The organism is Pseudomonas sp. UM16 (assembly GCF_050312595.1).
Taxonomy (GTDB): Bacteria; Pseudomonadota; Gammaproteobacteria; order Pseudomonadales; family Pseudomonadaceae; genus Aquipseudomonas.
On sequence record NZ_JBNPJT010000010.1, the window covers coordinates 1 to 25,071 of the forward strand.

27 protein-coding genes are annotated in these 25,071 nt (G+C 57.5%); 9 read left to right on the top strand and 18 right to left on the bottom strand.

Annotation, left to right across the window (positions count from 1 at the left end):
- The 4 genes from ACQRAX_RS13235 to ACQRAX_RS13250 all read left to right on the top strand — a co-directional run.
- A partial coding sequence (locus tag ACQRAX_RS13235; protein WP_427867738.1) for a hypothetical protein occupies positions 1-870 on the top strand: 870 nt, incomplete at its 5' end.
- A gap of 7 nt (positions 871-877) precedes the next feature.
- Positions 878-1,798, top strand: coding sequence for a hypothetical protein (locus ACQRAX_RS13240; protein ID WP_412038630.1), 921 nt, complete (start codon positions 878-880; stop codon positions 1,796-1,798).
- A 7-nt stretch (positions 1,799-1,805) separates the two neighbouring features.
- Positions 1,806-2,744, top strand: coding sequence for a hypothetical protein (locus ACQRAX_RS13245; protein ID WP_412038629.1), 939 nt, complete (start codon positions 1,806-1,808; stop codon positions 2,742-2,744).
- Between the two features lie 5 nt (positions 2,745-2,749).
- Positions 2,750-3,724 carry a hypothetical protein gene (locus ACQRAX_RS13250; RefSeq protein WP_412038628.1) on the top strand — a complete coding sequence of 325 codons (975 nt, stop codon included), beginning with the start codon at positions 2,750-2,752 and terminating at the stop codon, positions 3,722-3,724.
- A 104-nt stretch (positions 3,725-3,828) separates the two neighbouring features.
- Here the strand turns inward: ACQRAX_RS13250 and alaC are convergent, their stop codons facing one another.
- The 8 genes from alaC to ACQRAX_RS13290 all read right to left on the bottom strand — a co-directional run bounded on the left by alaC (position 3,829) and on the right by ACQRAX_RS13290 (position 12,418).
- Complete coding sequence (alaC, locus tag ACQRAX_RS13255) at positions 3,829-5,043, bottom strand: alanine transaminase (RefSeq protein WP_045188219.1); 1,215 nt, start codon at positions 5,041-5,043, stop codon at positions 3,829-3,831.
- A gap of 175 nt (positions 5,044-5,218) precedes the next feature.
- Positions 5,219-6,352: a hypothetical protein gene (locus ACQRAX_RS13260; RefSeq protein ID WP_412038793.1), complete on the bottom strand. Its 1,134-nt coding sequence runs from the start codon at positions 6,350-6,352 to the stop codon at positions 5,219-5,221.
- A 163-nt stretch (positions 6,353-6,515) separates the two neighbouring features.
- Positions 6,516-7,403, bottom strand: a complete 888-nt coding sequence (cyoE, locus tag ACQRAX_RS13265; RefSeq protein WP_045188208.1) for a heme o synthase — start codon at positions 7,401-7,403, stop codon at positions 6,516-6,518.
- An 11-nt stretch (positions 7,404-7,414) separates the two neighbouring features.
- Positions 7,415-7,747 carry a cytochrome o ubiquinol oxidase subunit IV gene (gene cyoD, locus ACQRAX_RS13270; RefSeq protein WP_412038627.1) on the bottom strand — a complete coding sequence of 111 codons (333 nt, stop codon included), beginning with the start codon at positions 7,745-7,747 and terminating at the stop codon, positions 7,415-7,417.
- Positions 7,748-8,377 carry a cytochrome o ubiquinol oxidase subunit III gene (locus ACQRAX_RS13275; protein ID WP_045188204.1) on the bottom strand — a complete coding sequence of 210 codons (630 nt, stop codon included), beginning with the start codon at positions 8,375-8,377 and terminating at the stop codon, positions 7,748-7,750.
- Between the two features lie 3 nt (positions 8,378-8,380).
- Positions 8,381-10,399: a cytochrome o ubiquinol oxidase subunit I gene (gene cyoB / locus ACQRAX_RS13280; RefSeq protein ID WP_412038626.1), complete on the bottom strand. Its 2,019-nt coding sequence runs from the start codon at positions 10,397-10,399 to the stop codon at positions 8,381-8,383.
- A 3-nt stretch (positions 10,400-10,402) separates the two neighbouring features.
- A complete protein-coding gene (cyoA, locus tag ACQRAX_RS13285; RefSeq protein ID WP_412038625.1) occupies positions 10,403-11,347 on the bottom strand; it encodes a ubiquinol oxidase subunit II in 945 nt (314 codons plus the stop codon).
- A gap of 564 nt (positions 11,348-11,911) precedes the next feature.
- Positions 11,912-12,418, bottom strand: a complete 507-nt coding sequence (locus ACQRAX_RS13290) for a disulfide bond formation protein B (RefSeq protein ID WP_412038624.1) — start codon at positions 12,416-12,418, stop codon at positions 11,912-11,914.
- A gap of 227 nt (positions 12,419-12,645) precedes the next feature.
- Here ACQRAX_RS13290 and ACQRAX_RS13295 point away from each other — a divergent pair, with 227 nt between their 5' ends.
- On the top strand, positions 12,646-12,909 hold the full coding sequence (locus ACQRAX_RS13295) for a YebG family protein (RefSeq protein ID WP_412038623.1): 264 nt from the start codon (positions 12,646-12,648) through the stop codon (positions 12,907-12,909).
- 6 nt (positions 12,910-12,915) lie between these two features.
- Here ACQRAX_RS13295 and ACQRAX_RS13300 read toward each other — a convergent pair whose 3' ends face one another.
- Complete coding sequence (locus tag ACQRAX_RS13300) at positions 12,916-13,935, bottom strand: Leu/Phe/Val dehydrogenase (protein ID WP_412038622.1); 1,020 nt, start codon at positions 13,933-13,935, stop codon at positions 12,916-12,918.
- 125 nt (positions 13,936-14,060) lie between these two features.
- Here ACQRAX_RS13300 and ACQRAX_RS13305 point away from each other — a divergent pair, with 125 nt between their 5' ends.
- Entirely contained in the window at positions 14,061-14,867 is an 807-nt protein-coding gene (locus ACQRAX_RS13305) for a SirB1 family protein (protein ID WP_412038621.1), read from the top strand.
- A 1-nt stretch (position 14,868) separates the two neighbouring features.
- Here ACQRAX_RS13305 and maiA read toward each other — a convergent pair whose 3' ends face one another.
- The 3 genes from maiA to hmgA are packed head-to-tail and all read right to left on the bottom strand — an operon-like array spanning position 14,869 to position 18,105.
- Positions 14,869-15,495, bottom strand: a complete 627-nt coding sequence (maiA, locus tag ACQRAX_RS13310; RefSeq protein WP_412038620.1) for a maleylacetoacetate isomerase — start codon at positions 15,493-15,495, stop codon at positions 14,869-14,871.
- 12 nt (positions 15,496-15,507) lie between these two features.
- Positions 15,508-16,800: a fumarylacetoacetase gene (gene fahA / locus ACQRAX_RS13315; RefSeq protein WP_412038619.1), complete on the bottom strand. Its 1,293-nt coding sequence runs from the start codon at positions 16,798-16,800 to the stop codon at positions 15,508-15,510.
- A 3-nt stretch (positions 16,801-16,803) separates the two neighbouring features.
- A complete protein-coding gene (gene hmgA / locus ACQRAX_RS13320) occupies positions 16,804-18,105 on the bottom strand; it encodes a homogentisate 1,2-dioxygenase (RefSeq protein WP_412038618.1) in 1,302 nt (433 codons plus the stop codon).
- Positions 18,106-18,278: 173 nt separating this feature from the next.
- Here hmgA and ACQRAX_RS13325 point away from each other — a divergent pair, with 173 nt between their 5' ends.
- Positions 18,279-19,064, top strand: coding sequence for an IclR family transcriptional regulator (locus ACQRAX_RS13325; RefSeq protein ID WP_412038617.1), 786 nt, complete (start codon positions 18,279-18,281; stop codon positions 19,062-19,064).
- A 295-nt stretch (positions 19,065-19,359) separates the two neighbouring features.
- Here the strand turns inward: ACQRAX_RS13325 and ACQRAX_RS13330 are convergent, their stop codons facing one another.
- The 5 genes from ACQRAX_RS13330 to ACQRAX_RS13350 form a co-directional block, all read right to left on the bottom strand.
- Positions 19,360-19,710: a hypothetical protein gene (locus ACQRAX_RS13330; RefSeq protein ID WP_412038616.1), complete on the bottom strand. Its 351-nt coding sequence runs from the start codon at positions 19,708-19,710 to the stop codon at positions 19,360-19,362.
- A gap of 79 nt (positions 19,711-19,789) precedes the next feature.
- Entirely contained in the window at positions 19,790-20,701 is a 912-nt protein-coding gene (locus ACQRAX_RS13335; protein WP_412038615.1) for an SDR family oxidoreductase, read from the bottom strand.
- A gap of 128 nt (positions 20,702-20,829) precedes the next feature.
- Entirely contained in the window at positions 20,830-21,735 is a 906-nt protein-coding gene (locus ACQRAX_RS13340) for an alpha/beta fold hydrolase (protein WP_412038614.1), read from the bottom strand.
- A gap of 187 nt (positions 21,736-21,922) precedes the next feature.
- Positions 21,923-22,609, bottom strand: coding sequence for an LrgB family protein (locus tag ACQRAX_RS13345; RefSeq protein ID WP_412038613.1), 687 nt, complete (start codon positions 22,607-22,609; stop codon positions 21,923-21,925).
- Positions 22,599-22,985, bottom strand: coding sequence for a CidA/LrgA family protein (locus tag ACQRAX_RS13350; RefSeq protein ID WP_412038612.1), 387 nt, complete (start codon positions 22,983-22,985; stop codon positions 22,599-22,601). Before ACQRAX_RS13350 ends, ACQRAX_RS13345 begins: the two co-directional genes overlap by 11 nt.
- A gap of 97 nt (positions 22,986-23,082) precedes the next feature.
- Between ACQRAX_RS13350 and ACQRAX_RS13355 the strand changes: the two genes are divergently transcribed.
- The gene (locus ACQRAX_RS13355) at positions 23,083-23,970 is read left to right on the top strand and encodes a LysR family transcriptional regulator (protein WP_412038611.1); all 888 of its coding nucleotides are present in this window, start codon (positions 23,083-23,085) and stop codon (positions 23,968-23,970) included.
- Here ACQRAX_RS13355 and ACQRAX_RS13360 read toward each other — a convergent pair whose 3' ends face one another.
- Complete coding sequence (locus tag ACQRAX_RS13360; RefSeq protein WP_412038610.1) at positions 23,971-24,426, bottom strand: flavodoxin; 456 nt, start codon at positions 24,424-24,426, stop codon at positions 23,971-23,973.
- Positions 24,427-24,565: 139 nt separating this feature from the next.
- Between ACQRAX_RS13360 and ACQRAX_RS13365 the strand changes: the two genes are divergently transcribed.
- Entirely contained in the window at positions 24,566-25,024 is a 459-nt protein-coding gene (locus tag ACQRAX_RS13365) for a PAS domain-containing protein (RefSeq protein WP_412038609.1), read from the top strand.
- Positions 25,025-25,071 lie beyond the last annotated feature (47 nt).

Here is a 25,071-nt window from a genome sequence, read left to right on the forward strand (position 1 = left end):
ATACTTGAGGCGAACAAATCGACGGGGGAACAGCCGATGGAGTTGTTTATCGTCGATGAGCACACGGAGCATTATTTGACTTTGCTAGCAGGCGGTGACTTTGATCGCGGACTCCTGACAGGAGTATTAGGCGGAATGGGTGGATGCGCATCGGTGGGGGTTACCTTAATGCTGGCGATGCAAGGTATTTTCGACCCCTTCATGCTTACTTTGGGTATTTTTTTGTTTCTAGTGCCATTCCTATGGGAAACCCTACGCCCCCTACCTCTCCCCATCCTGTTCAACCGCCGAACCCGCGAAGTGTACTTTGATCACGACGGCGAATTATTTCATACTCCGTGGGATGGTATTTCCGCTATAGCCAATGAATTTCAGATAGTTGGCACTCAAATAGGTAGCATTCAAAATACTTCACTGGAAATCCGGGTGTGGAAATTCGAAGAGCCGGAGACAGCACTGATGATCAGCCTTGGGGCGCCGTTCGGAAAATCACTGGCGCTGCAAAAAGGCTTTTGGGAATACATCCGCGCCTATATGAATAACGGACCTTACTTCGACGAACACGGCAATCACAGTGAATCTGATGCGTTTGTAAAAAGCCAGTTAGCCGTGCGATTCAAAATGAGCGACAGCTTCAAACACACCCTAGCTCGGATAAAGCAGGCAAAAAAGGAGGCAGGTGGACGGAATTACTTAGGTGCCGATGATGTGGCAATGCTCATAATCGAGCCGATGCTATACCCCCAGGATCGAATTAAGGAATTCACCTACAGCATTGCAAAACGCCGCTCTCGTAATCGCTGGCCGAGCCTTGTGACTGAGCGTTTGAAAGCCAATGGCCCCACCACGCGTCTTGTTGATCTTGAATGAATTGGATATGAGCACGCCAGAGCAATCCCAATACATCCCCTCACCCACGGTAATACTTGAGGCGCAGAAATCGACAGGGGAACAGCCGATGGAGTTATTTATCGTCGATGAGCACACTGAGCATTATTTGGCTTTACAAGCAGGCGGTGACTTTGATCGAGGATTACTGACAGGCGTGTTAGGTGGAATGGGTGGCTGCGCAATGATCGGGCTTGGCCTTATAGGGGCATTACAAGGAAAGTTCGACATCACCTATATGACGTTTTCTATAGGCATACCTTTATTACTGGTGCCATTCCTATGGGAAACCCTACGTCCCCTACCTCTCCCCATTCTTTTCAACCGCCGCACCCGTGAAGTGTATTTCGATCACAATGGCGAACTATTCCACTCCCCTTGGGATGGAATTTCCGCGATGGCCAATGAGTTCCAGCTGGTGGGCACCCAGATCGGTGCCATGCAAAGTGCTTTGCTTGAAGTTCGAGTGCGGAAGTTTAAACAGCCGGATACGGCGTTAATGATCAGCCTCCGTGCGCCCTTTGGAAAGTCACTGGCGATGCAAAAAGGCTTTTGGGAATACATACGCGCCTATATGAATAACGGACCTTACTTCGACGAACACGGCAATCACAGTGAATCTGATGCGTTCGTAAAAAGCCAGTTAGCCGTGCGATTCAAAATGAGCGACAGCTTCAAACACACCCTGGCGCGGATAAAGCAAGCGAAGAAGGAGGCAGGTGGACGGAATTACTTAGGTGCCGATGATGTGGCAATGCTCATAATCGAGCCGATGCTCTACCCCCAGGATCGAATTAAGGAGTTCACCTACAGCATTGCAAAACGCCGCTCCCGCAACCGCTGGCCGAGCCTTGTGACTGAGCGTTTGAAAGCCAATGGCCCCACCACGCGCCTTGTTGATCTTGAATGAAATGGATATGAGCACGCCAGAACAATCCCAATACAGCCCCTCACCCACAGTAATACTTGAGGCGGACAAATCGACGGGAGAACAGCCAATGGAGTTGTTTATCGTCGATGAGCACACCGAAAACTATTTGGCTTTGCAAGCTGGCGGTGACTTTGATCGAGGATTGTTGACAGGTGTACTGGCAGGAATAGGTGGGATAGGAGGAATAGGGCTGGGGCTTTTCAGTTTTTTGAAAAGCGGTGATTTTAAAGGGCTAAATATAATGCTCGCTATATGCACCCCTTTGTGCATGGTTCCCTTTCTATGGGAAACCCTACGACCCCTACCTCTCCCCATCCTGTTCAACCGACGAACCCGCGAAGTGTATTTCTATCACGACGGCGAGTTATTTCACACCCCGTGGGATGGTATTTTTACCATAGCCAATGAGTTTCAGATAGTTGGAGCTCAAATCGGAAGCATTCAAAACGCATCACTGGAAATCAGGGTGTGGAAATTTGAAGAACCGGAGACAGCGTTGATGATCAACCTTGGGGCGCCCTTCGGAAAGTCACTGGCGCTGCAAAAAGGATTTTGGGAATACATCCGCTCCTATATGAACAACGGCCCTTATTTCGATGAACACGGCAATCATAGCGATTCGGATGCGTTCGTAAAAAGCCAGCTGACCGTACGATTCAAAATGAGCGACAGCTTTAAAAACACTCTGGCGAAAATAAAGCAGGCGAAACAGGACGCAGGCGGCAGAAACTACTTAAGTGGCAATGATTTTTTAAAGTTGATAATAGAGCCTATCTTTTACCCCTTGGCAAAAATAAAGGAACTCACTTACAGCATCGCAAAAAGCCGCACCCGTAACCTTTGGCCGAGCCTTGTGACTGAGCGTTTGAAAGCCAATGGTCCCACCACGCGTCTTGTTGATCTGGAATGTGAGAAAGGAGCATAAGCTGAATGCAAGACAGTGATAGGGAAAACTCAAATCCGATATCCGAAGTTCAGGCTCCACCTGACTATCACCGATGCCTGCCCGTCGAGCTGCACAGCCTAGCGGATGCCTTCATCCATTATCTGCATGAGCTTCCCAATAGCTCACCAGCCAAGTGCCCGGAGTGCGGTCATCCACACTTCCGGCTGGATACCCGGCCAAACCTGCGCCTGCCCTTCTACCGCTGCATAGCGTGCAATAAAGGCTTCAACTGCCTAACGAAGCACCCGTTCTCGAACTATGGCCTGATGCACTTATGGTCGCTCTATGGCCATTACTTGTTAGCGGGTTGGCCTATGCTCGCCACTGCCAAAGCGATGGCTATTTCCCCCAGTACCACAACACGCTGGATCAAGCCTTGCCGGGCGGTGATGGCCAAAGAGTTTCCGGCGCTGTATCACTGGTGGTCTGCGCGACAAGATCGCACCAACCTGGAACCACCCGCGCATATTGCTGCTCAAGCCCAGGCGTTCATGGGTAAGTTAGAGCACTTGCTGACCACTCGGCAGGCCGTCTGCCCGAAGTGTGGCTCGCCTGATATGCAGCGAATTGATCAGCGACGCCCTAACTTCCGCTGTCCTGGCTGTTGGACCACGGTGAGCTTAATTAAAGGCACGTTGCTGTGCCGATTGGGCTATCCAGAACACTGGCTGGGCTTTGCACAAGGGCTGATCAATGGCGAGAGCATTGTCGATTTGCAGCGACGCACTGGACTTTGCGGAATCGCCTGTAAGCGCTGGCAGGTGCGCTTCATGCAGATGATTAAGCTGCAGGGGCACACTGAGCTTGCTCGATGGATTACCTGGCTACGCAGTCGCCGGGTAAAAGAGGTGAGTGACTTTGTGCGTAACGGTGGCCAGCTGGAGGCTGTCACCGGATCTCGTTATTCCGCTGGATCAAAACGGGTTTTTAACACTCCACCCAATCGCCAGCGCAAGTGAAACGCCGTTTCTTGAAGCCTTCAACGCACACGTAAAGCCATATTACTGCAGCCAAGCCCACCCCCACTGAGTGTAGGAGCGGGCTTGTTCCGCGAAGGGTTGCCTTACTTCTGCGCCTTACCTACCCCATCAGCCCGGAACATCTGGCGGATACCGCGCACGGCCTGGCGGATGCGGTCCTGGTTCTCGATCAGGGCAAAACGCACATGGTCGTCACCGTAGTCGCCGAAACCGATCCCCGGCGACACACAGACCTTGGCCTCGGCCAGCAGCTTCTTGGCGAACTCCAGCGAACCCAGGTGCGCGTATTCTTCGGGTATTTTCGCCCAGACGTACATCGACGCCTTGGGGTTCTCGACCATCCAGCCCAGCTCGTGCAAGCCTTTTACCAGCACGTTGCGGCGCTGGCGGTATTGCTCGGCGATATCGCGCACACATTGCTGATCGCCTTCCAAGGCAGCAATAGCGGCTACTTGCAGCGGGGTGAAGGTGCCGTAGTCGTGATAGCTCTTGATCCGCGCCAGGGCGCTGACCAGCTCTGGGTTGCCGACCATAAAACCAATACGCCAGCCAGCCATGTTGTAACTCTTGGACAGGGTGAAGAACTCCACCGCGATGTCTTTGGCACCTGGCACCTGCATGATCGAAGGCGCCTTCCAACCGTCGTAAACGATGTCGGCGTAGGCCAAATCGTGGATGACCAACACATCGTACTGCTTGGCCAGTGCCACAACACGCTCGAAGAAATCCAGCTCGACGCACTGCGCCGTCGGGTTCGAGGGGAAGCCAAGAATCATCATCTTCGGCTTGGGGATCGACTCGCGGATCGCCCGCTCAAGCTCGTTGAAGAAATCGACACCCGGCACCAGGGGCACCGAACGCACCTGGGCACCGGCAATCACGGCACCGTAGATATGAATCGGATAACTGGGGTTGGGTACCAACACGGTGTCACCATGATCCAGGGTGGCAAGCATCAGGTGAGCCAGGCCTTCCTTGGAACCAATGGTAACGATGGCTTCGCTTTCCGGGTCGATCTCGACCTCGTAGCGGTCTTTGTACCACCGCGAAATCGCCCGGCGCAGGCGAGGAATGCCTCGGGATGTCGAGTAGCCATGAGTGTCTTCACGCTGGGCGACCTGCACCAGTTTTTCGACGATGTGCGGTGGCGTTGCCCCGTCGGGGTTGCCCATGCTCAGGTCGATGATGTCCTCGCCACGACGGCGTGCAGCCATCTTGAGTTCGGCGGTGATATTGAAGACGTAAGGGGGGAGACGATCTATGCGCGCAAAGCGGCGCGGCGAACCTTGGTCAGCCATGGTTTCCTCGAAGACGTAAGCGCCCGGAACCGTCCGAGCGACGTTGGCCACTGCGGTGGCCGGTGCCAACAATAGAGCCTGGGCGGTATGGCTGTCCAGTCGGCGCAGCAAAACAAACGTGGGCCTACGCCACTGACAACACAGGCCCAACTTCGTTGGTGTGCTCCGTTGTGGTTCAGCGTATCTCTTTGTATGCCGATTCATCCCAAACAACGGGGGCTGCCAGGGCGCGGTCAGGTTGAAAGATCGCGCCCCTGACACTGGAGAACTCGGCCCCCTTATCACCCAGGCTGACCAAGCGCTCATCCTTCTTGGATTCGGTCAGCAACGTGTAGGAATGCTTGCGCATTGCCTGATACTTGCCATCGTCCCGATTCAGCGCCTCATGGAATGTCTTTAAGTCGTGCTCAGTGAGCTTGAGCATTTTGTCCAACTTCACGCCCCAGCGGGTCAGGCAGACTTCAGCAAGATGCCGGACAATCAAACCAGGCTCAGCCAGCACTTTGCCACTCCCTGCACCATCTGCCGAAGCATTACCCACCAACGTCGCATGGCGGCCCGGCATCGGATAAACATGGCAACGTGTGCTGGTATGGGTTTTCGGAATCACACAGGAAAAGCCCTTGGAGCGCTCATCACGGGAGAAGATGCCTACATATTGCTTCACGTTCTCACCCAACTGCACGCGATGGCTATCAAAGTTTCCGATCCCAGGCACCGGGTCGATGGCAAAGATATTGACCGGAAGCTTCTTCAACTCGCTATCAGCCAGCAAGGCATTGGCCAGCATGTGGCAGCTGACGCCGCCTCGGCTCCACCCCACCAGGTTAATTTGGGTGGGAATGATGCCATCCTTGCGAAACTGCTTGATGATCTGCTCCTGAAGCATCTGCGGAGTAATCTTGCGATCACCATAATTGTAAGTACGCCAGAACCAGGAGGCCGTTGCCGTCGAGTTCGGAATAGGCACACCGGCAGCTTTCAGACGCTGATACTCGTCTTCGCTCAGCGCCTTGCGCTGCCAATTGCTGCACCCCTTGATGATTTGTAATGCATGCTGGACGTTCTCCTCCCAGCCCTTGCCGAACAAGGTCTGGTTCCAGTTGTAGTAACCACCAGGCTCAACGAACAATTCGTCCGCTTGCAGGTTGCCACTGCCTGGCCCGTCTACCGCAATCCAGTGAGCGTACTCCTTGCCTTGATCATTGGCGGCCAAGGTAGAAACCAGCTCGCCGTTCCAGAAACTGGGGTTTCTGTCGTCAAAGCGATGGGAGCCCGTGCCGCAGAAATAAACGGTCAGTACACTCATGTGATTTTCCTCCGTGAATGAGCTTGAGTACCAGCGCACTCTAGTCACGGGGCCTGTGATCCAGCAGAGGGTAGCCCTGCCCTGCTCGGTAGCGCTGCCGAGCGTACAAACAAAAATGCCCCGAGCCTTGCGGCCCGGGGCATTTTTGTTCAAACCATCACACTCAATGTGCGTAGGTCAGCAACAGCTCGGTCGGCACTTTGGTGTCCAGCGACATCATCACGCTCAAAGCAGTGATGGTGAAGATCGAGAACACGAACAGCTTGCGTGCCCACAGCCGATCATCAACCGCCTTGTAACCGGTCCAGGCCATGTACAGCCAGTACATGCCCATGGCTGCGGCAACGGCCATGTAGCTCATACCAGCGTAACCACCCAAGGTCAGCATCAGGGTCGCTACCAGGAATGCCACGATGTACCAGAGGATGTGCTTCTTGGCCACCAGGATGCCGCGCTTGACCGGCAACACCGGAATCGAGGCTGCCAGGTAGTCATTGAAGCGGAAGATCGCGATGGCATAGGAATGCGGCATCTGCCAGAGGCTGAACATCACCAGCAGGGTCAAGGCAGCCAGGTCGAAGCTGTTGCTCACGGCGCAGTAGCCGATCACCGGAGGCATGGCACCCGACAGGCTGCCAACCAGGGTGCCGTGCACCGATTTGCGCTTCAGGTATAGGCTGTAGAAACCCACGTAGATGATGAAGCCGATCAAGCCGAACAACGCCGCCAGGGCATTGGCCTGCACATACAGCAGGCCAAGGCCGGCCACCCCGAGCAGGGTGGCGTAGGCCAAGGCGACTTTCAGCGAGATCTGGCCCTGAACCATTGCACGGTTCTTGGTGCGCTCCATCTTGATGTCGATGTCACGGTCGATGCAGTTGTTGAACACGCAACCGGACGCCACCACCAGCGAAGTGCCAATCACCGTGGCCAGGAACAGCATGAAGTCGACATGCCCTTGCGCGGCAAGGAAGAAACCGCCTGCCACAGAAAGCACGTTACCGAAAATGATCCCCGGTTTGGTGATTTGGATAAAGTGCTTAATGGACATGCCGTCTTACCTCACTTCGCCATCATGCTGGTGTGGATGCTGAACATGATCCACAGCGACAGGCCAACCAACAGGGCAATAACCATTGCCGTGAACAGGAACGTCGTGACGTTGGAGCGCTGCTCAGCGGAACGGTCCATGTGCAGGAAGTACACCAGGTGTACTACGACCTGAATGACCGCCAGGGCCACCACCACCAAGATAGTGATGTCCTTCGGCATGCTTGGGAACATCACCAGGCCGAACGGAATCGCGGTCAGGATCACCGACAGGATGAAGCCGATTACGTAGGACTTGACGCTACCGTGGTTGCCCTCGGCGTGGCTGTTATGTGCGTTAGCCATTTACAGAACCCCCAGCAGATACACAACGGTGAACACACAGATCCAGACCACGTCGAGGAAGTGCCAGAACAGGCTCAGGCAGCTCATGCGGGTCTTGGCGGTACCGGTGATACCGTGCTTGTTGATCTGGTACATCATGACTGCCATCCAGATCAGACCTGCGGTCACGTGCAGACCGTGGGTGCCGACCAGGGCGAAGAACGCCGACAGGAAGCCACTGCGCTGTGGGCCGAAGCCCTCAGCGATCAGGTGATGGAACTCATAGATTTCCATCGCGATGAAGCCAGCACCGAACAGGAAGGTGACGGCCAACCAGCCCAGCACGCCGCCCTTGTTGCCTTTGAACATCTGCAACATGGCGAAGCCGAAGGTGATACTCGAGAACAACAGCAGTGCGGTTTCGACCGCGACAAAATCCAGCTGGAAAATGTCGTGACCCGACGGGCCGCCGGCAAAACTGCCGGACAGCACCGCGTAGGTAGCGAAGAGCGACGCAAACAGGATGCAGTCGGTCATCAGGTACAGCCAGAAACCGAATACGGTCATCTGGCCCGAGTCGTGGTGGTGATCGTCATGCCCATGGTCGTGACCATGAGCATGAGTGTCTGCATTGATTACATGACTGGACATTGATTAAACCTGCTCAAACGATTTGACACGTGCGCCAGCCGCCGAACCGGTAGCCAGGCCCAGAGCCTTCATGCGCTCGCCTTCGATACGCGCCACTTCTTCGGCAGGAACCATGTAGCCCTGATCGTCACGCGCAGCGTGAGCAACGAAGACAGCGATGGTGCCAACCAGACTGGCTGCAACCAGCCACCAGATGTGCCAGATGAAGGCGAAACCGAATACGGTGAGCAACGCACCCATGAACACACCGGTGGAGGTGTTGTTCGGCATGTGGATCGCTTCGTACTTGGCTGGAACCTTGTAAGCCTTACCGGCTTGCTTGGTTTCGTGCCAGGCATCGAGATCGACGTTCTCAGGCATGCTGGCGAAGTTGTAGAACGGTGGTGGCGACGAGGTCGACCATTCCAGAGTACGGCCGCCCCATGGGTCGCCGGTCACGTCCATGTTGTCCTTGCGGTCGCGGATCGAGACGTACAGCTGGATCAGCTGGCAAGCGATACCGAACAGGATCAGCACGGCGCCGAACACGGCCACGTACAGGTAGGGTTCCCACAGCGGGTTGTCGGAGTGGTTCAGACGACGGGTCATACCCATGAAACCCAGTGCATACAGCGGCATGAAGGCCACGTAGAAACCGGAGATCCAGAACCAGAAGGCAGCTTTGCCCCACTTCTCGTTCAGGGTGAAACCGAAGGCTTTCGGGAACCAGAAGGCGAAGCCGGCAATGTAGCCGAATACCGCACCACCGATGATCACGTTATGGAAGTGAGCGATTACAAACAGGCTGTTGTGCAGAACGAAGTCAGCACCTGGAACAGCCAGCAGTACGCCGGTCATACCACCGATGGAGAAGGTCACCATGAAGCCCAGGGTCCACAGCACCGGCGCGGTGAAGCGCAGACGGCCCTGGTAGATCGTGAACAGCCAGTTGAACAGCTTTACCCCGGTTGGAATCGAGATCAGCATGGTCGCCAGACCGAAGAAGGTGTTGACGCTGGCGCCCGAACCCATGGTGAAGAAGTGGTGCAGCCATACCGCAAAGCCCAGTACCGCGATCGCGCCGGAAGCGTAGATCATCGACTTGTGGCCGAACAGGCGTTTGCCCGCGAAGGTCGAGGTGACTTCCGAGAACACACCGAACGCCGGCAGGATCAGGATGTATACCTCAGGGTGACCCCACGCCCAGAACAGGTTGACGTACATCATCGGATTGCCACCAAGTTCATTGGTGAAAATGTGGAAATCCATGTAACGGTCAAGCGTCAGCAGTGCCAGGGCAGCGGTCAGGATCGGGAACGAAGCAACGATCAGAACGTTGGCCCAGGTGCAGGTCCAGGTGAAGATCGGCATGTCCATCAGCTTCATGCCAGGGGCGCGCATTTTCAGCACGGTGGCGAGGAAGTTGACACCCGTTAGCGTCGTACCGAGTCCGGATAGCTGTAGCGCCCAGATGTAGTAGTCGACACCCACGCCAGGACTGTATTGGATACCCGCCAGCGGTGGATAAGCTACCCAGCCGGTCTTGGCGAATTCACCGACACCCAGGGAGACGTTGACCAGCACGACGCCGGACACCAGCAGCCAGAAGCTCAGGGAGTTCAGGAACGGGAAGGCAACGTCACGCGCACCGATCTGCAGAGGCAGGGCCAGGTTCATCAGGCCGGTGAAGAATGGCATTGCCATGAAGATGATCATGATCACACCGTGAGCGGTGAAGATCTGGTCATAGTGTTCGGGAGGCAGGTAGCCCTCGGAGCCGCCGGTGGCCATGGCCAGCTGCGTGCGCATCATGATGGCGTCGGCAAAGCCGCGCAGCAGCATGATCATCGCGACGATGATGTACATCACCCCGATTTTCTTGTGGTCGACCGAAGTCAGCCACTCGGACCACAGGTAGGTCCACTTTTTGAAATAGGTGATTGCACCCACCAACGCGAGACCGCCGAGCGCGATCATGGCGAGTGTCACCATGACTATCGGCTCGTGATACGGAATCGCATCCAGACTTAGTTTACCGAACATCTCTTACTCCTCTGCCCCAGCAGCTGAATGCATACTCACGTCCATCCCTTCGGTACCGGCCGCTTCTTTGCTCTGCTCTTTTTCGTGGACCGGCCGACCGCGGTTCATGCCTTCGTACTTGTCGACGATGGACTGGAACTGCTCAGGCGAGGCCACGCTGTACAGCGCGACTGGATTGTTTTCGCTCGTTTTGGCCAATGCCGCGTATTCAGCCGCATCCAGCTGTTTCGGCGATTGCTTGACTTCGTTCACCCATGCTTCGAAATCAGCCTGGGAGGTGGCGGTTGCCTTGAACTTCATACCGGTAAAGCCTGCACCGCTGTAGTTCGCCGAGATACCGTCGAACACGCCATTCTCGTTGGCGATCAGGTGCAGCTTGGTGGTCATGCCCGCCATCGCGTAGATCTGACCGCCCAGGCCCGGAATGAAGAACGAGTTCATTACCGAATCGGAGGTCACGCGGAAGTTGATCGGGGTATTGGCCGGGAAGACGATCTTGTTGACCGTGGCAATGCCTTGTTCTGGATAGATGAACAGCCATTTCCAGTCCAGGGCGACCACGTCGATCTGCACCGGCTTCACGTCGGAAACCAGCGGACGATACGGGTCCAGCTCGTGGGTGGTCTTGTAGGTCACATAGCCCAGGGCAATGATGATCAGAACCGGGATGGTCCACACCGCCACTTCGATCTTGGTCGAGTGCGACCAGTCAGGGGTGTAGGTCGCTGCCTTGTTGGAAGCACGATACTTCCAGGCGAACGCCAGGGTCATGAAAATGACAGGAATCACCACCAGCAACATCAAGCCGGTAGCGATCAGAATAAGGTTCTTTTGCTCAATGCCGACCTGGCCCTTCGGGTCGAGCAGGGTCCAGTTGCACCCACTGAGTAAAAGCATGCCTAAAAAGGGCAGAATGCCAAACAGTCTGGGGTAACGCTTTTTACTCATTTCACGACCTCTAGAGCAGCTTGCTTCAATGCAATTTGTGTTTTGGTCGCCAACACTTCGTCCTGCCAAGCGTCAGCATTTATGGGATCGAATACGGTTATGCCAGGAGGCCAGCTGCGGCGGCTCGGCATAAACCGGGTATTACGGTGCTTATTGTTTTGACTTCGTAGGCAACAGGCCTGTGTTCAGACCAATTCCATTTGGTGCGGGAAATCACGGAGGGGGGTCAGCCCGGCATCGCCGCAGGCGATGCTCGTCAGAGTCAGCAAAAAAAGCCCTGGGGCTCCTTTAATCCTGCGACTCGCAAGCGGTGCCGAACGGAAATTGGGGGCGATTGTAGATAGGTCGCCAATCAATGACTATGACTAATTGAGCAACAGTCTTTTACAGAATTGACAACAATCAAGTCTGAAAAATCAGTTTCGCGACAGTTTGTCGCACCCTCTTCAATACCCCTGAAGGCCTTGTTTTACAAGGCCTGAAGCTTGATGTAAGTCAATCAATGCGCGACATCTGATGAAAGCTTCATTGCACATCAGACTTGCATCAACACATGACTTTTGTCTAAGCCTTACGGCGGTTGCGATAGATGCCCAAGGGCACCAAAACAGCAGTCAGAATAAATGCCAGCAACGACCATTGCGCCAGTGAAAGGCCCAGCACCGGCGGATAGGGTGTGGCGCAGAAACCGTCAACCTGGAAAACCAGCGGCAGCACCGAAGCCAACGGCAAGCCATCGACAATTGGCTGCAGGGTATCGATGCCGCAGCTCACTGCAGGGTTGGCGAGGATATACACATGATTGCCAGCGGCGGCAATCCCGCCAATGGCACTGAGCACCACCAGGCCTTCGAGCACGGTCAGGCTGCGAGGCCCGGGCATTGCTGCTCCAATGAACGCGAACACGGCGATCAGCAACAGAGCATAGCGCTGCAGGATACACAGCGGGCATGGCGCCTCGCCTAGTACCACTTGCATATACAGCGCACCGCCGATCAAGGCCAGGCAGATTACCCCCAGCAGCACCAGAAAGCGCCGTTCCCGGTGCAGGCGCGATGTTTGCTCGTTCATTACATATCCTTAGTTGACTGAATGGCTCGACGGCCTGCCCGGAATTCTACACGCGCAAGAAGACCTTTAAGAACGGTAAAAGTGCCGCGCCAGGCTGGCATACCCCGCAGGGCAAAGCAGAATGCTCAATTGCCACTATCTTAGTCCTGTGGATTACCCTATCATTAACACTGTACAAATAAACAGTATCGAGCACATCGATATTCAAAAGGCATGTGAGGTGATGAATGGCCGTCGAAGTGGTATACCGCAGCAGCCGCGATCTGGAGCGCTTGTTCATGGATAAAGCCGAAGCTGACCGTCACGACAAGATGCTCGAACTGGCCGAGCTGCTCGCCGAGGTCCTGAAGAAAGCCGTACCGTCGCTGAGCGAACAGCAAGTCGAAGAGGCCGGCATCTATATGGCCAAGAACCGCGACGTGTTCGCCAAGGCCTTCAAGAGCCAGCCCGACGTCTTGGCCGAGCTGCTCGCCGATAGCGCTGGCGAATAAAGATCCTCAGCTATAAATCAAACGCTCGGCAAGCATCTGCGCCACCCGCGCAGGTGAACGCTTTTCTGCCTGGGCGTGGGCAAACACCTCGGTCAGGCGCGAGGGAATACGCGCGAGATGGGCAGTGATTACGCCCAGGTCTTCGCCTCGGTGTTTGAGCGCGACATAGATCAGGCCACCAGCATTGATCACATAGTCAGGCGCATAGAGGATCCCGCGGCTTTCCAGCTGATCGGCCACCTGCAAGGTAGTCAGTTGATTGTTGGCCGCCCCCGCCACTGCCGCGCAACGTAGCTGCATGACACTCTGGCCATTGAGTACCGGCCCTACCCCGCAAGGCGCGAAGATGTCGCAGGGTGTGCTGATCAACATCTCGTTGGCAACCGGACGGGCATTGAATTGCTCGATGGCCAGTTGCACTCGGCCGGGGTCATGGTCGCTAACCAACAATTCGGCGCCGGCGGCATGCAGTTGCTCGGCCAGTGCGTAACCGACGTTGCCCAATCCCTGTACCGCAATTCGCAAGCCTTCGAGGTTGTCGCTGCCCAGGCGTGCCATCGAGGTGGCGCGAATACCGGCGAACACCCCCATGGCCGCATGCGGCGAAGGATCACCGGCCGCCGTGGTACTGGTGACATGCTGGGTGGTCTGGGCAATGCAATCCATGTCCAAGGTCGAGGTGCCACTGTCTACCGCAGTGATGAAGCGACCTTGCAGGGTATCGACAAAGCGACCAAAGGCTTCAAACAACGCTGCACGGTTTTCCACATGCGGGTTGCGGATGATCACGGCTTTGCCGCCGCCCAATGGCAAACCGGCCAATGCCGCCTTGTAGCTCATGCCTTGGGCCAGGCGTATGGCGTCGATCATAGCGCTGTCGTCGTCTGGATAGGCCAGGTATCGACAGCCGCCCATGGCCGGCCCCAGGTGTTCGCTGTGAATGGCGACCACCGCTTTCAAACCGGTTGCCGGGTCGATGCACAGGTGCAGCGATTGCGTGCGAGTGCTTTGCATGAGTGCGAACATCAGCGGGCTCCTCAGTGAGGTGCTGATCCCAGTATAGGACGCGCTTTGCCGATTGATGACAGCACTCGGACCACTGGACGAAAGGCTTGGCCAGCGCTACAAAATAAGCTTGAGCGGAGATTGTCATGAGCCCACGCCAAGCTTGTCTCGCCTGTCTGGAACGTAATCCGGTTGCCTTGCTGGAAGCGGCGCTATGGATCGCAGTAGAGCACGATTGCAATGTTCAGCCGCAGCTGATCATGGCTCAGGTCAAGACCCTGCAGCAGGAGGTCAGCGCCGGCCTGCCGATGCTGCCGCTCAGCGAGCTGGCCCAGCCGTTGTTACGCAGGCTCAGCGCGTTGGGTTTTCAACAGGATGAATTTCACCCGTTACGTCCCCAAGCGGCCCTGCTCGACAAAGTCCTGGAACGTCGCCGTGGTCAGCCGCTGGCCTTGGCCTTGCTGACCCTGGAACTGGCACGAGGTTTGTCGATTCCGCTGGAAGGAGTGAATTTTCCCGGGCATTTCCTCTTGCGCGTACCTGGCGCCGATCACTTGCTCGATCCGTGCGGCGGCCGCAGGCTCTACCCAGCAGATTGCCGCGAACTGCTCGGGCGCCAGTTTGGTCCGCAATTACAGCTCAACGCCGAGCACCTGCTCAGCGCCAGCCCCCAGCAGATGCTCCAGCGTCTGTCACGCAACCTGCGCCAGTTGCATTCGACCCATGACGATGACCTGGCAGCGCTCAAGGATGCCGAACGGGTACTGCACCTGGGCCCAGGCACCGCCAGCGACTACCTGGCCCGCGCCACCCTGTACCAGCACCTCGAATGCCCACAGGCCGAACGCTTCGACCTGGAGCATGCGTTATTGCTCAGTGACGATCCCATCCAGCGCCTGCGCCTGACCGAACGCCTCGGCCAACTGCCACCGCTGACACCATCGCTGCACTAGCTCAAGGCGTGTCAGGCTGCCGTGACGGATGAGCCTGGATAAACGCCGAGTGCTGTTCGGCCAGCGCCGCCACACGGCGGATCCGCGGATAGTCGCCGAGGCTGATCGTGAAACGCTCAGCCGCATACAACTGAGGAATCAAGTACACGTCCGCCAGCCCCGGTTCCTCACCAAAGCAAAAGCCTTCGTCACCGATCAACTGCTCCACCGCCGCCAGGCCCTGGCTGATCCAGTGGGCGATCCACTGGTTGACCTGATCCTCATCGTGGCCCAACTCACGCAGTTGCTTGAGCACACTGACGTTGTGCAGCGGGTGCACATCGCAGCCGATCAGCGCCGCCACGCCGCGCACCTGGGCCCGCAACACAGGCTCCTCGGGCAACAGTGCCGGTTGGGGATAAACCTCTTCCAGGTACTCGATGATCGCCGGGGATTGCACCAGCAATTCACCGGAGTCGATCCTCAGGGCCGGCACCCGTCCCTGAGGGTTGAGCCCGAGAAAATCAGACTGTCCCTGCTCGCCCTTGAGCAGGTTGACTGGCACGTACTGGTACTCCAGTTGCTTGAGCGCCAGGGCGATGCGTACCCGGTAGGACGACGTCGAACGGTAGTAGTTGAACAGATCCATTGCCCTGCCCTCTTACTTGGCTGGAAGAATCTTGCCGCGGCATTCACCGAAACCGATCGATGTCACACCCTCACGCACGCAACGGGCACGCAGAATAATCTCGTCACCGTCCTCAAGGAACTTGCGTACCTCACCGGAAGCCAACTGCACAGGCTCTTTACCGCCCTGGGTGATTTCCAGCAGGCTACCGAACTGACCAGGCTGGGCGCCCGACAAGGTGCCAGAACCAAACAGATCGCCCGGCTGCAGTTGGCAACCGTTGACGCTGTGGTGCGCGACCATCTGCGCGACGGTCCAGTACATGCTTAGAGTATTGCTCAATGTCAGACGATGGGCCGGCAGGTTCTGCTCACGCATGCGCTCGGTCAGCAACAGCACTTCCAGTTCGATATCGAAGGCGCCGCCCGCCTGATCGCGCTTGTCCAGCAGGTAGGACAGTGGCTGCGGGTCGCCCTCAGGGCGCGCAGGTTGTGCACAGCGGAACGGTTCCAGCGCCTCGGCAGTCACCACCCACGGGGAAACTGTCGAGATAAAGCTCTTGGATAGGAACGGGCCCAGCGGCTGGTATTCCCAGGCCTGGATATCACGGGCCGACCAATCATTGAGCAGACAGAAACCGGCAATGTGCTCGGCCGCCTCAGACACGGGGATCGAATCGCCCATCTCATTGCCCTGACCGATCCAGATACCCAATTCCAGCTCGTAATCCAGGCGCGCACACGGCCCGAAGCTCGGCTCGCTGTGCCCGGCGGGCAGCGTCTGGCCCTTGGGGCGGCGCACGTCGGTGCCCGAAGCTCGAATGGTCGAGGCGCGACCGTGGTAACCAATCGGCACGTATTTGTAGTTGGGTAGCAGCGGGTTATCTGGGCGGAACAGCTTGCCGACATTTTTGGCGTGCTCGATACCCACATAAAAGTCGGTGTAGTCGCCGATCTGCGCCGGCAGGTGCAGTTGACAATCAGCGCTGGCCAGCAGCAAAGGCTTGAGGGCAGCCTGGTGTTCACTACGTTCGCCCAGCAGCTCTAGCAGGCGCTCGCGTAGCGCCACACGAGCACCACGGCCCAGGGCAAAGTACGCATTCAGCGAACCGCCACGGGTCGCTTCGACCGCAGCGCGGGCCTCACCCTCGAACAGGCCGGCAGCCAGGGCGCCTTCCAGGTCCAGAATGGCATCGCCAATGGCCACGCCACAACGCTTGACCTGATCGTGATGGGTGAAGACCCCCAGCGGCAGGTTCTGCAGCGGAAAATCGCGATGCCCATTGGCGTGTTCGACCCAACTGCGGGCAATGGCGGACTGATTCATGGGTTATCTCCGATTCGGGGTGAAGGTGCTCGGCAAGGATGCCCAGCAACTATCGTAGTCGGCCTGCAGCTGCGGGCACTCAAGGGCATGGCGGCTCGGGCGCAGCACCTGGCTGGTTTCGAACATGAAGGCCATGGTGTTGTCGATCTTGCTAGGCGCAAGCTCGACAGCGATGGCCTTGGCACAGGTTTCCGCATCCGGACCATGGGCGCTCATACAGCTGTGCAGCGACGCGCCGCCGGGTAGGAAGCCCTCGGCCTTGGCATCGTAGGCGCCCTGGATCAGCCCCATGAACTCGTTCATCAGGTTGCGGTGGAACCACGGTGGACGGAAGGTGTTCTCGGCCACCATCCAGCGTGGCGGGAAAATCACGAAGTCGAGGTTGGCCATGCCCGGCACGCTGGTCGGTGAGGTGAGCACGGTGAAAATCGACGGGTCCGGGTGGTCGAAGCTGACCGTGCCGATGGTGTTGAAACGGCGCAGGTCATATTTGTATGGCACGTTGTTGCCGTGCCAGGCCACTACGTCCAGCGGCGAGTGATTGAGCTCACAACCCCACAGTTCACCGAGGAATTTCTGCACCAACGGCACCGGCCCCTGATGATCCTCATAGTGGGCCACCGGTGCGAGGAAGTCGCGCGGATTGGCCAGGCCGTTGCTGCCAATCGGCCCAAGATCCGGAATACGCAGCGGTGCACCATGGTTCTCGGCGATATAACCGCGGGCCAGACTGTCGAGCAACTCGACACGGAACTTCAGGCCGCGAGGTACTACAGCTATTTCCAGTGGTTCGACAATGAGCACGCCCAGTTCGGTGATCAGGCGCAGACGCCCTTGTTCCGGGACCAGCAGCAACTCTCCGTCAGCGTTGAAGAACACCCGCTGCATGGAACGGTTGGCGCAGTAGTTGTAAATGCTGATGCCGGCAGGCTTCTCGCTCGCGGCATTGGCGGCCATGGCTACCCAGCCATCAATGAAATCGGTCGGTTCGCTGGGAATGTCCTGCGGGCTCCAGCGCAAGCGGTTCGGCGTCACCGCCCCCAGCGGACCACCGGCCAACTGCCGCTCCAGGCGCTCAAAGCGCGGGTGCAGGGCCGAAGGGCGGATGCGATACAACCAGGTACGGCGCATCTCGCTGCGAGTCATAGTGAAGGCAGTGCCGGAGAACAATTCGGCGTACAGGCCGTAGGGGGCTTTTTGCGGTGAGTTCTGCCCGACCGGCAAGGCACCGGGCAAAGCTTCGCTGGCAAATTCGTTGCCGAAACCACTCAAGTATTCAGGGATGGGGGTGCTGTCGAGGTTCATTGAGCCTCCGGGCCCGGTGCAGGCCGGTTGATGGCAGTTGGCTGCGAGCCGCTACGGGTGGCAACACTGCTGCGTTATTTTTATCGTAATTACATTACGCATAACGTAATTTGATTGACGAAGACCGTCAAGCTATAAAGACGCCCACCTGGACCACCCGGATCGAATGCACCATGGCCAAAGCCAGCTCCCCCGCCGATAACAGCGGCAAACAGAAGGTCCGTTCAGCTGAAGTCGGCACCGACATCCTCAAGGCTTTGGCGCAGCTGTCGCCCTCGACCTCGCTGTCGCGTCTGGCCGAACATGTCGACATGCCAGCGAGCAAGGTACACCGCTACTTGCAGGCGCTGATTGCCAGCGGCTTTGCCGAACAGAACCCGGCCACCAACCACTATGGCCTCGGCCGTGAAGCCTTGCGCGTGGGCCTGGCGGCACTGAGCGGGATGGACGTTTTGAAAGTCGCGGCCATGCCGCTGTCGCAGTTGCGCGACGACCTTAACGAAAGTTGCTTCATTGCTGTGTGGGGCAACCAGGGCGCTACGGTGGTTAACATCGAGCCGGCAGTACGCGCGGTGACCGTCGTTACCCAGATCGGCTCGGTGCTGCCGTTGCTCAGTTCATCCACCGGGTTAGTGTTTGGCGCCTACCTGCCGGAGCGTGAGACCGTCGAGCTGCGTGACCAGGAATTGACCGCTCTGAATCACAAAGCCGAAACGTACGAGGCACTGTTTGCCGACATTCGCCAGCGGGGCCTGCATCACGTTCACGGTTTGTTGATGCCCGGTGTAGATGCCCTGTCGGCACCGGTGTTCAACGCCGTGGGCAAGATTGCCGCGGTGCTGACCGTGGTCGGCCCGACCTCCATCTTCCATGCGGATGAACAAGGTCCGGCTGCGCAGCAATTGTTGGCGGCAGCGAAGATGATCAGTTGGCGCATGGGTTACGAACAAGCCCCATAAAATTGCTTACAAAGTCTCACACTCATTCACCGACTGCTGCGCTAACGTGAACCGCGTTGAACTGTTGCCAGAGGTGCAACAGTGAATGTCCAAATCGGCTATTTTTCCTTTCGGCTCAGCAGCTTATTCTTTTTTCAGCTGGACCGCGCCACCACTGGCAGCCGCTCTGGACCGGGCATTTCAAGCGTGCACATCCCGCTTCCCGGCAACAGGTTCACCGACGTTGATTTTGAAGCTCCTTAATCTACGTCTTACTTGGCCGCTGCATTGCAGCGGCCTTTTTTATATTTGCAGTTCAGTCATCGCCATCATCAAAGTGAAAGCGGTGCAACAGCCGGTGAGCGATAGGTGCGAAGATCAAACCGATAGTGGCAACAAAGACCAAGCCGACATACAAGCCATAAGCGGCAAAGAACAGTTTGCCGCCGACGCTATCAGGCAGGATCACCGGCCCTACCCCTCCCAGCAGCAAGGTGGCGTTGAAGATCGCGTCGTGCAAGGGAATGTGCGGTTCGAAGTACAGGTGCCCAAACACGCCGAACAGGATCGAAACGATCAACAGTAGACATGCCGCCAGGCCATGGCGCAGCAAGCGAAAGCGAAACTGCCGAGTGGAAATCACCGCTTCGGCCTTGGACTCGTACATCCTTTGTACTCCTGCATCGATCATGGCCGCCCAGCATAGGCAGGATCATCCGACGACCACAACCTCAGGTAGGCAGGCGCTATTGAGAGAGTCGTTGTAGATTGGCCATCATCTGCTGCAATGCCTCCAGGCTGTCCTGCGGGTGCACAGCGTCAGTAAAATCGCCGATCGCTTGCCAGTTGGCGGCCACATCCTCCGGGGTGAAGCCCTGATGCGGGTTGAAACCCACGCCCAGGCTACGCTCCCAACGTGTTTTGCCCACCCAGCCGCCGCCCACTTCGTACAAACCACCGCTGTCCTGGCAATGCTCGCTGCCCAGGTACACCACCAACGGGCTGACCAGTTCCGGCTTGAGCTGTTCGAACACTTGGGGCGGAATCAGGCCTTCGGTCATGCGTGTGCCACCTGTAGGAGCAATGGCATTGACCAGGATGTTGTGTTTGCGCCCTTCAATGGCCAAGGTCCGGGTCAGGCCATATAGGCCGAGTTTGGCCATGCCATAGTTGGCTTGGCCGAAGTTGCCGTAGATACCCGAGGTCGAGGCGGTGAAAATCACCCGCCCCCAGTTCTGCTCCCGCAGATGCGGCCAGGCAGCGCGGGTCACTTTGTAGGCACCTTCGACATGCACCTGGTAAACCTGCTGCCAGTCGCTGTCGTCCATCTTGTGAAAAGTCTTGTCGCGCAAGATACCGGCGTTGTTGACCAGCACATCGACCCGGCCAAAGGTGTCCAGCGCCTGCTCGACAATACGTTGACCATCAGCCACAGAATCATGGCTGGCCACCGCGGTGCCGCCCACCTCCCGAATCTGCGCCACCACCCGATCGGCGGCTGAGGCACTAGCGCCCTCACCATGGGTCGAGCCGCCCAGGTCGTTGACCACAACCTGCGCACCGTAAGCTGCGAACAACAAGGCATGGGCCCGGCCCAGGCCGCCACCAGCGCCGGTAACAATCACCACTTTATCGTCCAGCCGCAGCGAATCGCTCATGCTCAACACTCCAGGAAATCAGCAAGAAATGCCCGAGTGTCGGCCAGCAGCTACCAGCACACAATCAAGCAGGCACGGGATGAATGGCAGGCGATAAGGCCAGTAGATAGTGACACCGGCTTGGCCCCTCAGGACCAAGCCACCTTCTGCGACAAGTGCGCCAGCGGCTGTTGACGAAACGTCAGGTAGTGGCGCAGCACCTGTGTCGGTGCTTCGGTATGCGGGTAATGACCGATGCCTGGCAGCAGCACGGTATCGGGATGCGGCACCAGCTCCAGGTAACGCTCAAGCATATGGGCGCCAGACACCGGATCGACGGCGCCATTGATAAAGCGCAAGGGCACCCCTTCCTTCTGCATGGCGCCCACCCAACGTTCACGATGAACCGCCCGCTCTGGCACGTAAGTGACCAGTTTGTGCAGGATCCGCGTGCCACGATTAGATGCAATCAAGCTCCAACAATCATCCAGCGCGCTTTCACTGGGACGGGTGCACGGGCCATAGATCTGAGTGACATGGCGCACCAAGTCGTCGCGCCCGAAGGAGCGTGCCACCAGCCAGCCCAATCGGCTGAGCAATAGCTTCTGGATCAGCAACGATCGATGCCGCTCGGGAAACAGCCCACCGTTGAGAAATACACAACTGGCGATGTTCGCACGGCCCTCATGGTGCCGCGCCAGCAACTCCTGAGAGACACTGCCGCCATAGTCATGAGCGAGCAGGTGCACCGGCTGCTCGACCTGCAGGTGTTCAAGCAATGCCTGTTGCAGATCAGCCTGCTCGATCAGGCTGTAGTGGTGATGCACAGGCTTGGCAGAATCGCCAAAACCAAGCATGTCACAGGCGATTAGCCGAAACCGCTGGGCCAATGGCGCCCACAAGTAATGCCAATCCCAACTGGCAGTGGGAAAGCCATGGATAAGCAGCAGCGGCTCACCTTGCCCTGCTGTCCAATAACGAATGGTCTGGTCGCGGAAGGTAAAACTCAGGCCCCGGGTACGCCAGACACACAGTGGTATCTCGGCCAATGGCATCAGCGTAGTCCCGATGAAGAATAGAAAAACGTCGTGTTGAGCAAGGCATCTGTTGCGATCATTGCAATCACCTCGGCACATTCGTGTGCTCTACTGTGAAGCAGTCTAATCAGCCCACAGACAAAGGTAAGTTGCATTGGCAGCCAGCTTATTGGCCTTGTGAGTCAGGCCACAAAATAGCGCAGGTTTACAACATCAAGCTCAACACTGGTGCTGCAAACAGGTTGAGCAGGCCAGTCAGAACCATCACCAGGCCGGCTACAGAACCCTCTTCACCACCCACCTCATTGGCGCGGCTGACCCCGGCGCCATGCGCGCCGACGCCGAACAGCGCACCACGTGCCAAAGGCGTACGCAACGGCAGGAACTTGAGCAAGATTCCACCGAACATTGCGCCGAGCACGCCAGTGAACATCACGAAAACCGCGGTCAGCTCTGGCACACCGCCCAGATCCCGGGCCAGTGGCATGGCAAAGGGTGTAGTAATCGAACGCGGTACTAGCGATAGACTCACCGAGTTATCCAGCGACAACAGATGCGCCAAGCCCCAGGAACTGGCAATCGACGCTGCGCTGCCGACAACCATGCCCAGGGTCAATGCTGGCCAGTGGCGAGCCAACAACGCACGCTGCTGCCAGATAGGTATCGCGAAGGCCACCGTCACCGGCCCGAGCACCGACATCAACCAGTGGGTATCGCGCGAATACTCGGCATAGGCCGTGTTCAGCGGTACCGCAACGGCCAGCAACAGCACCGGAACCAGGATCAACGGCGACAACAAGTAACGACCAGTGCGCCGGTACAACCAGCGACTGCCCAGATAGGCCAGCAGAGTCAGGGCCAACCAGAACAGTGGCATGGGTTCAAGTGTCATGGCGCATCCTCCAGCGGCACACCCACTCCACAGTCAGAGCTGTCAGCACCATGACCATCAAGGTACTCACGCCGATCACCAACAGAATTCGCCAGCCGTCATCGCGCAGCAAGCTGCCATAGTCGAGCAGGCTCATCAGCGCCGGAATAAAGAACAACAGCATCTCTGCCATCAGCAGACCGGCCCCCAGTTGTAAGGCCGCCGGCTTCAGCCAGCCGAACGCGAAGGCCAGCAGCAACAGCGCAAGCCCCATGACACCGCCCGGGATCGGCCAGCCCAGCCATGCTGCCAATTGGCCGCCAACCTCGTAGAGGACAAGGAACACCACCAGCTCAGCGAGCAGGCGTAAAAAACGTTTGATGGATGTCGGTTTCATCGCAAGAGACCTCTTCAAGGCACTATTCTAAAAGCACCTTCCCCACGCTAAAAACGAATTGTTAGACTGGCTTCAATTCCAAAATGGAATCCAGGCAATGGAACTCAAACAACTGCGCAGTTTCGTTGAGGTGATTCACTCCGGCAGCTTCACCCAAGCCTCGCACACCCTGCACATCAGTCAGTCGGCGGTAAGCAAGCAGGTCGCCCAGTTGGAACAGGATCTGGGCGTTGCCCTGCTCGAGCGTCAAGGCTCGCAGTTACACCTGACGGCGGCCGGCAAAATAGTCCTGGAGCGCGGCGAAGCCATGTTGCGCCTGCGCCAGGAGCTGCACAACGAACTCGATGACCTGAGCGAGCTGGGGCGCGGTGAACTGCGCCTGGGCCTGCCGCTGCTCGGCAGTGACGCGCTGTTCGCCCGGCTGTTCGCCGAGTACCGTCGGCGCTATCCGAACATCACCATTCATTTGCTTGAGGGCGGCAGCCGCAATGTCGAGCAGGCAGTGTTGAGCGGCGAGCTGGAACTGGGGGGCAGCCTGACCCCGAACGATCCCGCGTTCGCCTTCCAACCGTTCTGCAATGAACCGCTCGATGCCCTGCTGCCGATTGATCACCCGTTGGCCGGGGCAGATCAGGTCAGCCTCGCACAATTGGCCGACACGCCATTCCTGCTGTATCAGCGCAGCTTCGTGCTCAATGATCGATTGCTCAGCGCTTGCCAACTGTTGGGGTTTACGCCCAAGGAAGGCGGACGCAGTGGGCAGGCCGACTTCCTCGCTGCTCTGGTCGCAGCGGGCCAAGGCGTAGTGCTGCTGCCCAGTGTGGTGGCCCGGGGCCTGGAACGCCCCGGTGTGGTTCGCCTAATCCTGAGTGAACCAAGCGACCTGCGCTGGGACATCGCCTTTATCTGGCGCCAGGGCGCCTACCTGTCACGCGCAGCTCAGGCTTGGCTGCAATTGCTGCGCGAGCAACCGCAAGCGGATTGATCAGCCGCGCAGTACCTTAATCAACTCAGCCAGCCACGGTTCGGCGTCGGTTTCCGGGGTGACTGTTTCGCTGGCGTCCAAGCGCAGCATCGGCTGCACTTCGTTGATACCCAGTTCGGCGAACAGTTCACGCATCTGCTCACCGCCACCGCAGAAGGTATCACCGTAGCTGGAATCACCCAGGCCGATCACGGCACCGGGCAAACCGCGCCAGGCCGCTGGCAGCACATCGCGAATTTCACTGAACAGCGGCATCAGGTTATCCGGCAACTCACCCATGCCAGTGGTCGAGGTCACCGCCAGAAAGGCTTCAGGAGCGAAGCCCTGGAGGTCTTGCAAGGTCGCGCGATTGGCATGCCAGGCCTCGAATCCTGCAGCCTTGAGCAGGGATTCGGCGTGCCGTGCGACTTCTTCGGCGCTACCGTAGACCGAACCGGAAAGGATTGCGACTTTCATAGTGGATTCCGAAACTGAGTAAAAACGTAGGATACTAGCATCCAGCGCTGGCAAAAGGCCTCATTCTCCAGTGTGAGCCACAGACTCAATACTCTAGAATCAGCCGCCACGCGCCAACCAAAACGAGACGGACTTCGCCATGATCAACGCCAAACTGCTACAACGCATGATTGACGCTTCCAATGACGGCATTGTGGTCGCCGAACAGGAAGGTGATGACGACACCATTTTGATCTATGTGAACCCGGCATTCGAGCGGTTGACGGGCTATGACGCCAACGACATTCTCTACCGTGACTGCCGCTTCCTGCAGAACGACGACCGTGACCAGGCCCCTCGTGCGTTAATCCGTGAAGCGATCAGAAGCGGTAAACCAAGCCGGGAAATCCTGCGCAATTACCGTAAAGACGGCACCTGGTTCTGGAACGAGCTGTCGATTACTCCGGTGTTCAACGAAGCCGACCAGCTCAAATACTTCATTGGCATTCAAAAGGATGTCAGCCGCCAGGTTGAAGCCGAGCAGCGCGTGATCGAATTGGAGCGGGAACTCACCCAGGCTCGAGCGCGCATTGCCGAACTGGAAGCCGACGAACGGTAAAAACCAAATCACCGTTTGCTTGTCCATGACGGTGAAGAAACGCATCC

Bases quoted from the DNA above. Each gene is read 5' to 3' on its own strand.
- alaC (WP_045188219.1), bottom strand. From the start codon at position 5,043: ATGGCTGACCAAGGTTCGCCGCGCCGCTTTGCGCGCATAGATCGTCTC.
- ACQRAX_RS13245 (WP_412038629.1), top strand. From the start codon at position 1,806: ATGAGCACGCCAGAACAATCCCAATACAGCCCCTCACCCACAGTAATA.
- ACQRAX_RS13240 (WP_412038630.1), top strand. From the start codon at position 878: ATGAGCACGCCAGAGCAATCCCAATACATCCCCTCACCCACGGTAATA.
- ACQRAX_RS13325 (WP_412038617.1), top strand. From the start codon at position 18,279: ATGGCCAAAGCCAGCTCCCCCGCCGATAACAGCGGCAAACAGAAGGTC.
- ACQRAX_RS13275 (WP_045188204.1), bottom strand. From the start codon at position 8,377: ATGTCCAGTCATGTAATCAATGCAGACACTCATGCTCATGGTCACGAC.
- ACQRAX_RS13345 (WP_412038613.1), bottom strand. From the start codon at position 22,609: ATGACACTTGAACCCATGCCACTGTTCTGGTTGGCCCTGACTCTGCTG.
- cyoE (WP_045188208.1), bottom strand. From the start codon at position 7,403: ATGTCCATTAAGCACTTTATCCAAATCACCAAACCGGGGATCATTTTC.
- ACQRAX_RS13340 (WP_412038614.1), bottom strand. From the start codon at position 21,735: ATGCCATTGGCCGAGATACCACTGTGTGTCTGGCGTACCCGGGGCCTG.
- ACQRAX_RS13300 (WP_412038622.1), bottom strand. From the start codon at position 13,935: ATGTTCGCACTCATGCAAAGCACTCGCACGCAATCGCTGCACCTGTGC.
- ACQRAX_RS13355 (WP_412038611.1), top strand. From the start codon at position 23,083: ATGGAACTCAAACAACTGCGCAGTTTCGTTGAGGTGATTCACTCCGGC.
- cyoB (WP_412038626.1), bottom strand. From the start codon at position 10,399: ATGTTCGGTAAACTAAGTCTGGATGCGATTCCGTATCACGAGCCGATA.
- ACQRAX_RS13295 (WP_412038623.1), top strand. From the start codon at position 12,646: ATGGCCGTCGAAGTGGTATACCGCAGCAGCCGCGATCTGGAGCGCTTG.
- hmgA (WP_412038618.1), bottom strand. From the start codon at position 18,105: ATGAACCTCGACAGCACCCCCATCCCTGAATACTTGAGTGGTTTCGGC.
- ACQRAX_RS13260 (WP_412038793.1), bottom strand. From the start codon at position 6,352: ATGAGTGTACTGACCGTTTATTTCTGCGGCACGGGCTCCCATCGCTTT.
- ACQRAX_RS13290 (WP_412038624.1), bottom strand. From the start codon at position 12,418: ATGAACGAGCAAACATCGCGCCTGCACCGGGAACGGCGCTTTCTGGTG.
- cyoD (WP_412038627.1), bottom strand. From the start codon at position 7,747: ATGGCTAACGCACATAACAGCCACGCCGAGGGCAACCACGGTAGCGTC.
- ACQRAX_RS13330 (WP_412038616.1), bottom strand. From the start codon at position 19,710: ATGTACGAGTCCAAGGCCGAAGCGGTGATTTCCACTCGGCAGTTTCGC.
- ACQRAX_RS13350 (WP_412038612.1), bottom strand. From the start codon at position 22,985: ATGAAACCGACATCCATCAAACGTTTTTTACGCCTGCTCGCTGAGCTG.
- ACQRAX_RS13360 (WP_412038610.1), bottom strand. From the start codon at position 24,426: ATGAAAGTCGCAATCCTTTCCGGTTCGGTCTACGGTAGCGCCGAAGAA.
- maiA (WP_412038620.1), bottom strand. From the start codon at position 15,495: ATGGATCTGTTCAACTACTACCGTTCGACGTCGTCCTACCGGGTACGC.
- fahA (WP_412038619.1), bottom strand. From the start codon at position 16,800: ATGAATCAGTCCGCCATTGCCCGCAGTTGGGTCGAACACGCCAATGGG.
- cyoA (WP_412038625.1), bottom strand. From the start codon at position 11,347: ATGAGTAAAAAGCGTTACCCCAGACTGTTTGGCATTCTGCCCTTTTTA.
- ACQRAX_RS13250 (WP_412038628.1), top strand. From the start codon at position 2,750: ATGCAAGACAGTGATAGGGAAAACTCAAATCCGATATCCGAAGTTCAG.
- ACQRAX_RS13365 (WP_412038609.1), top strand. From the start codon at position 24,566: ATGATCAACGCCAAACTGCTACAACGCATGATTGACGCTTCCAATGAC.
- ACQRAX_RS13305 (WP_412038621.1), top strand. From the start codon at position 14,061: ATGAGCCCACGCCAAGCTTGTCTCGCCTGTCTGGAACGTAATCCGGTT.
- ACQRAX_RS13335 (WP_412038615.1), bottom strand. From the start codon at position 20,701: ATGAGCGATTCGCTGCGGCTGGACGATAAAGTGGTGATTGTTACCGGC.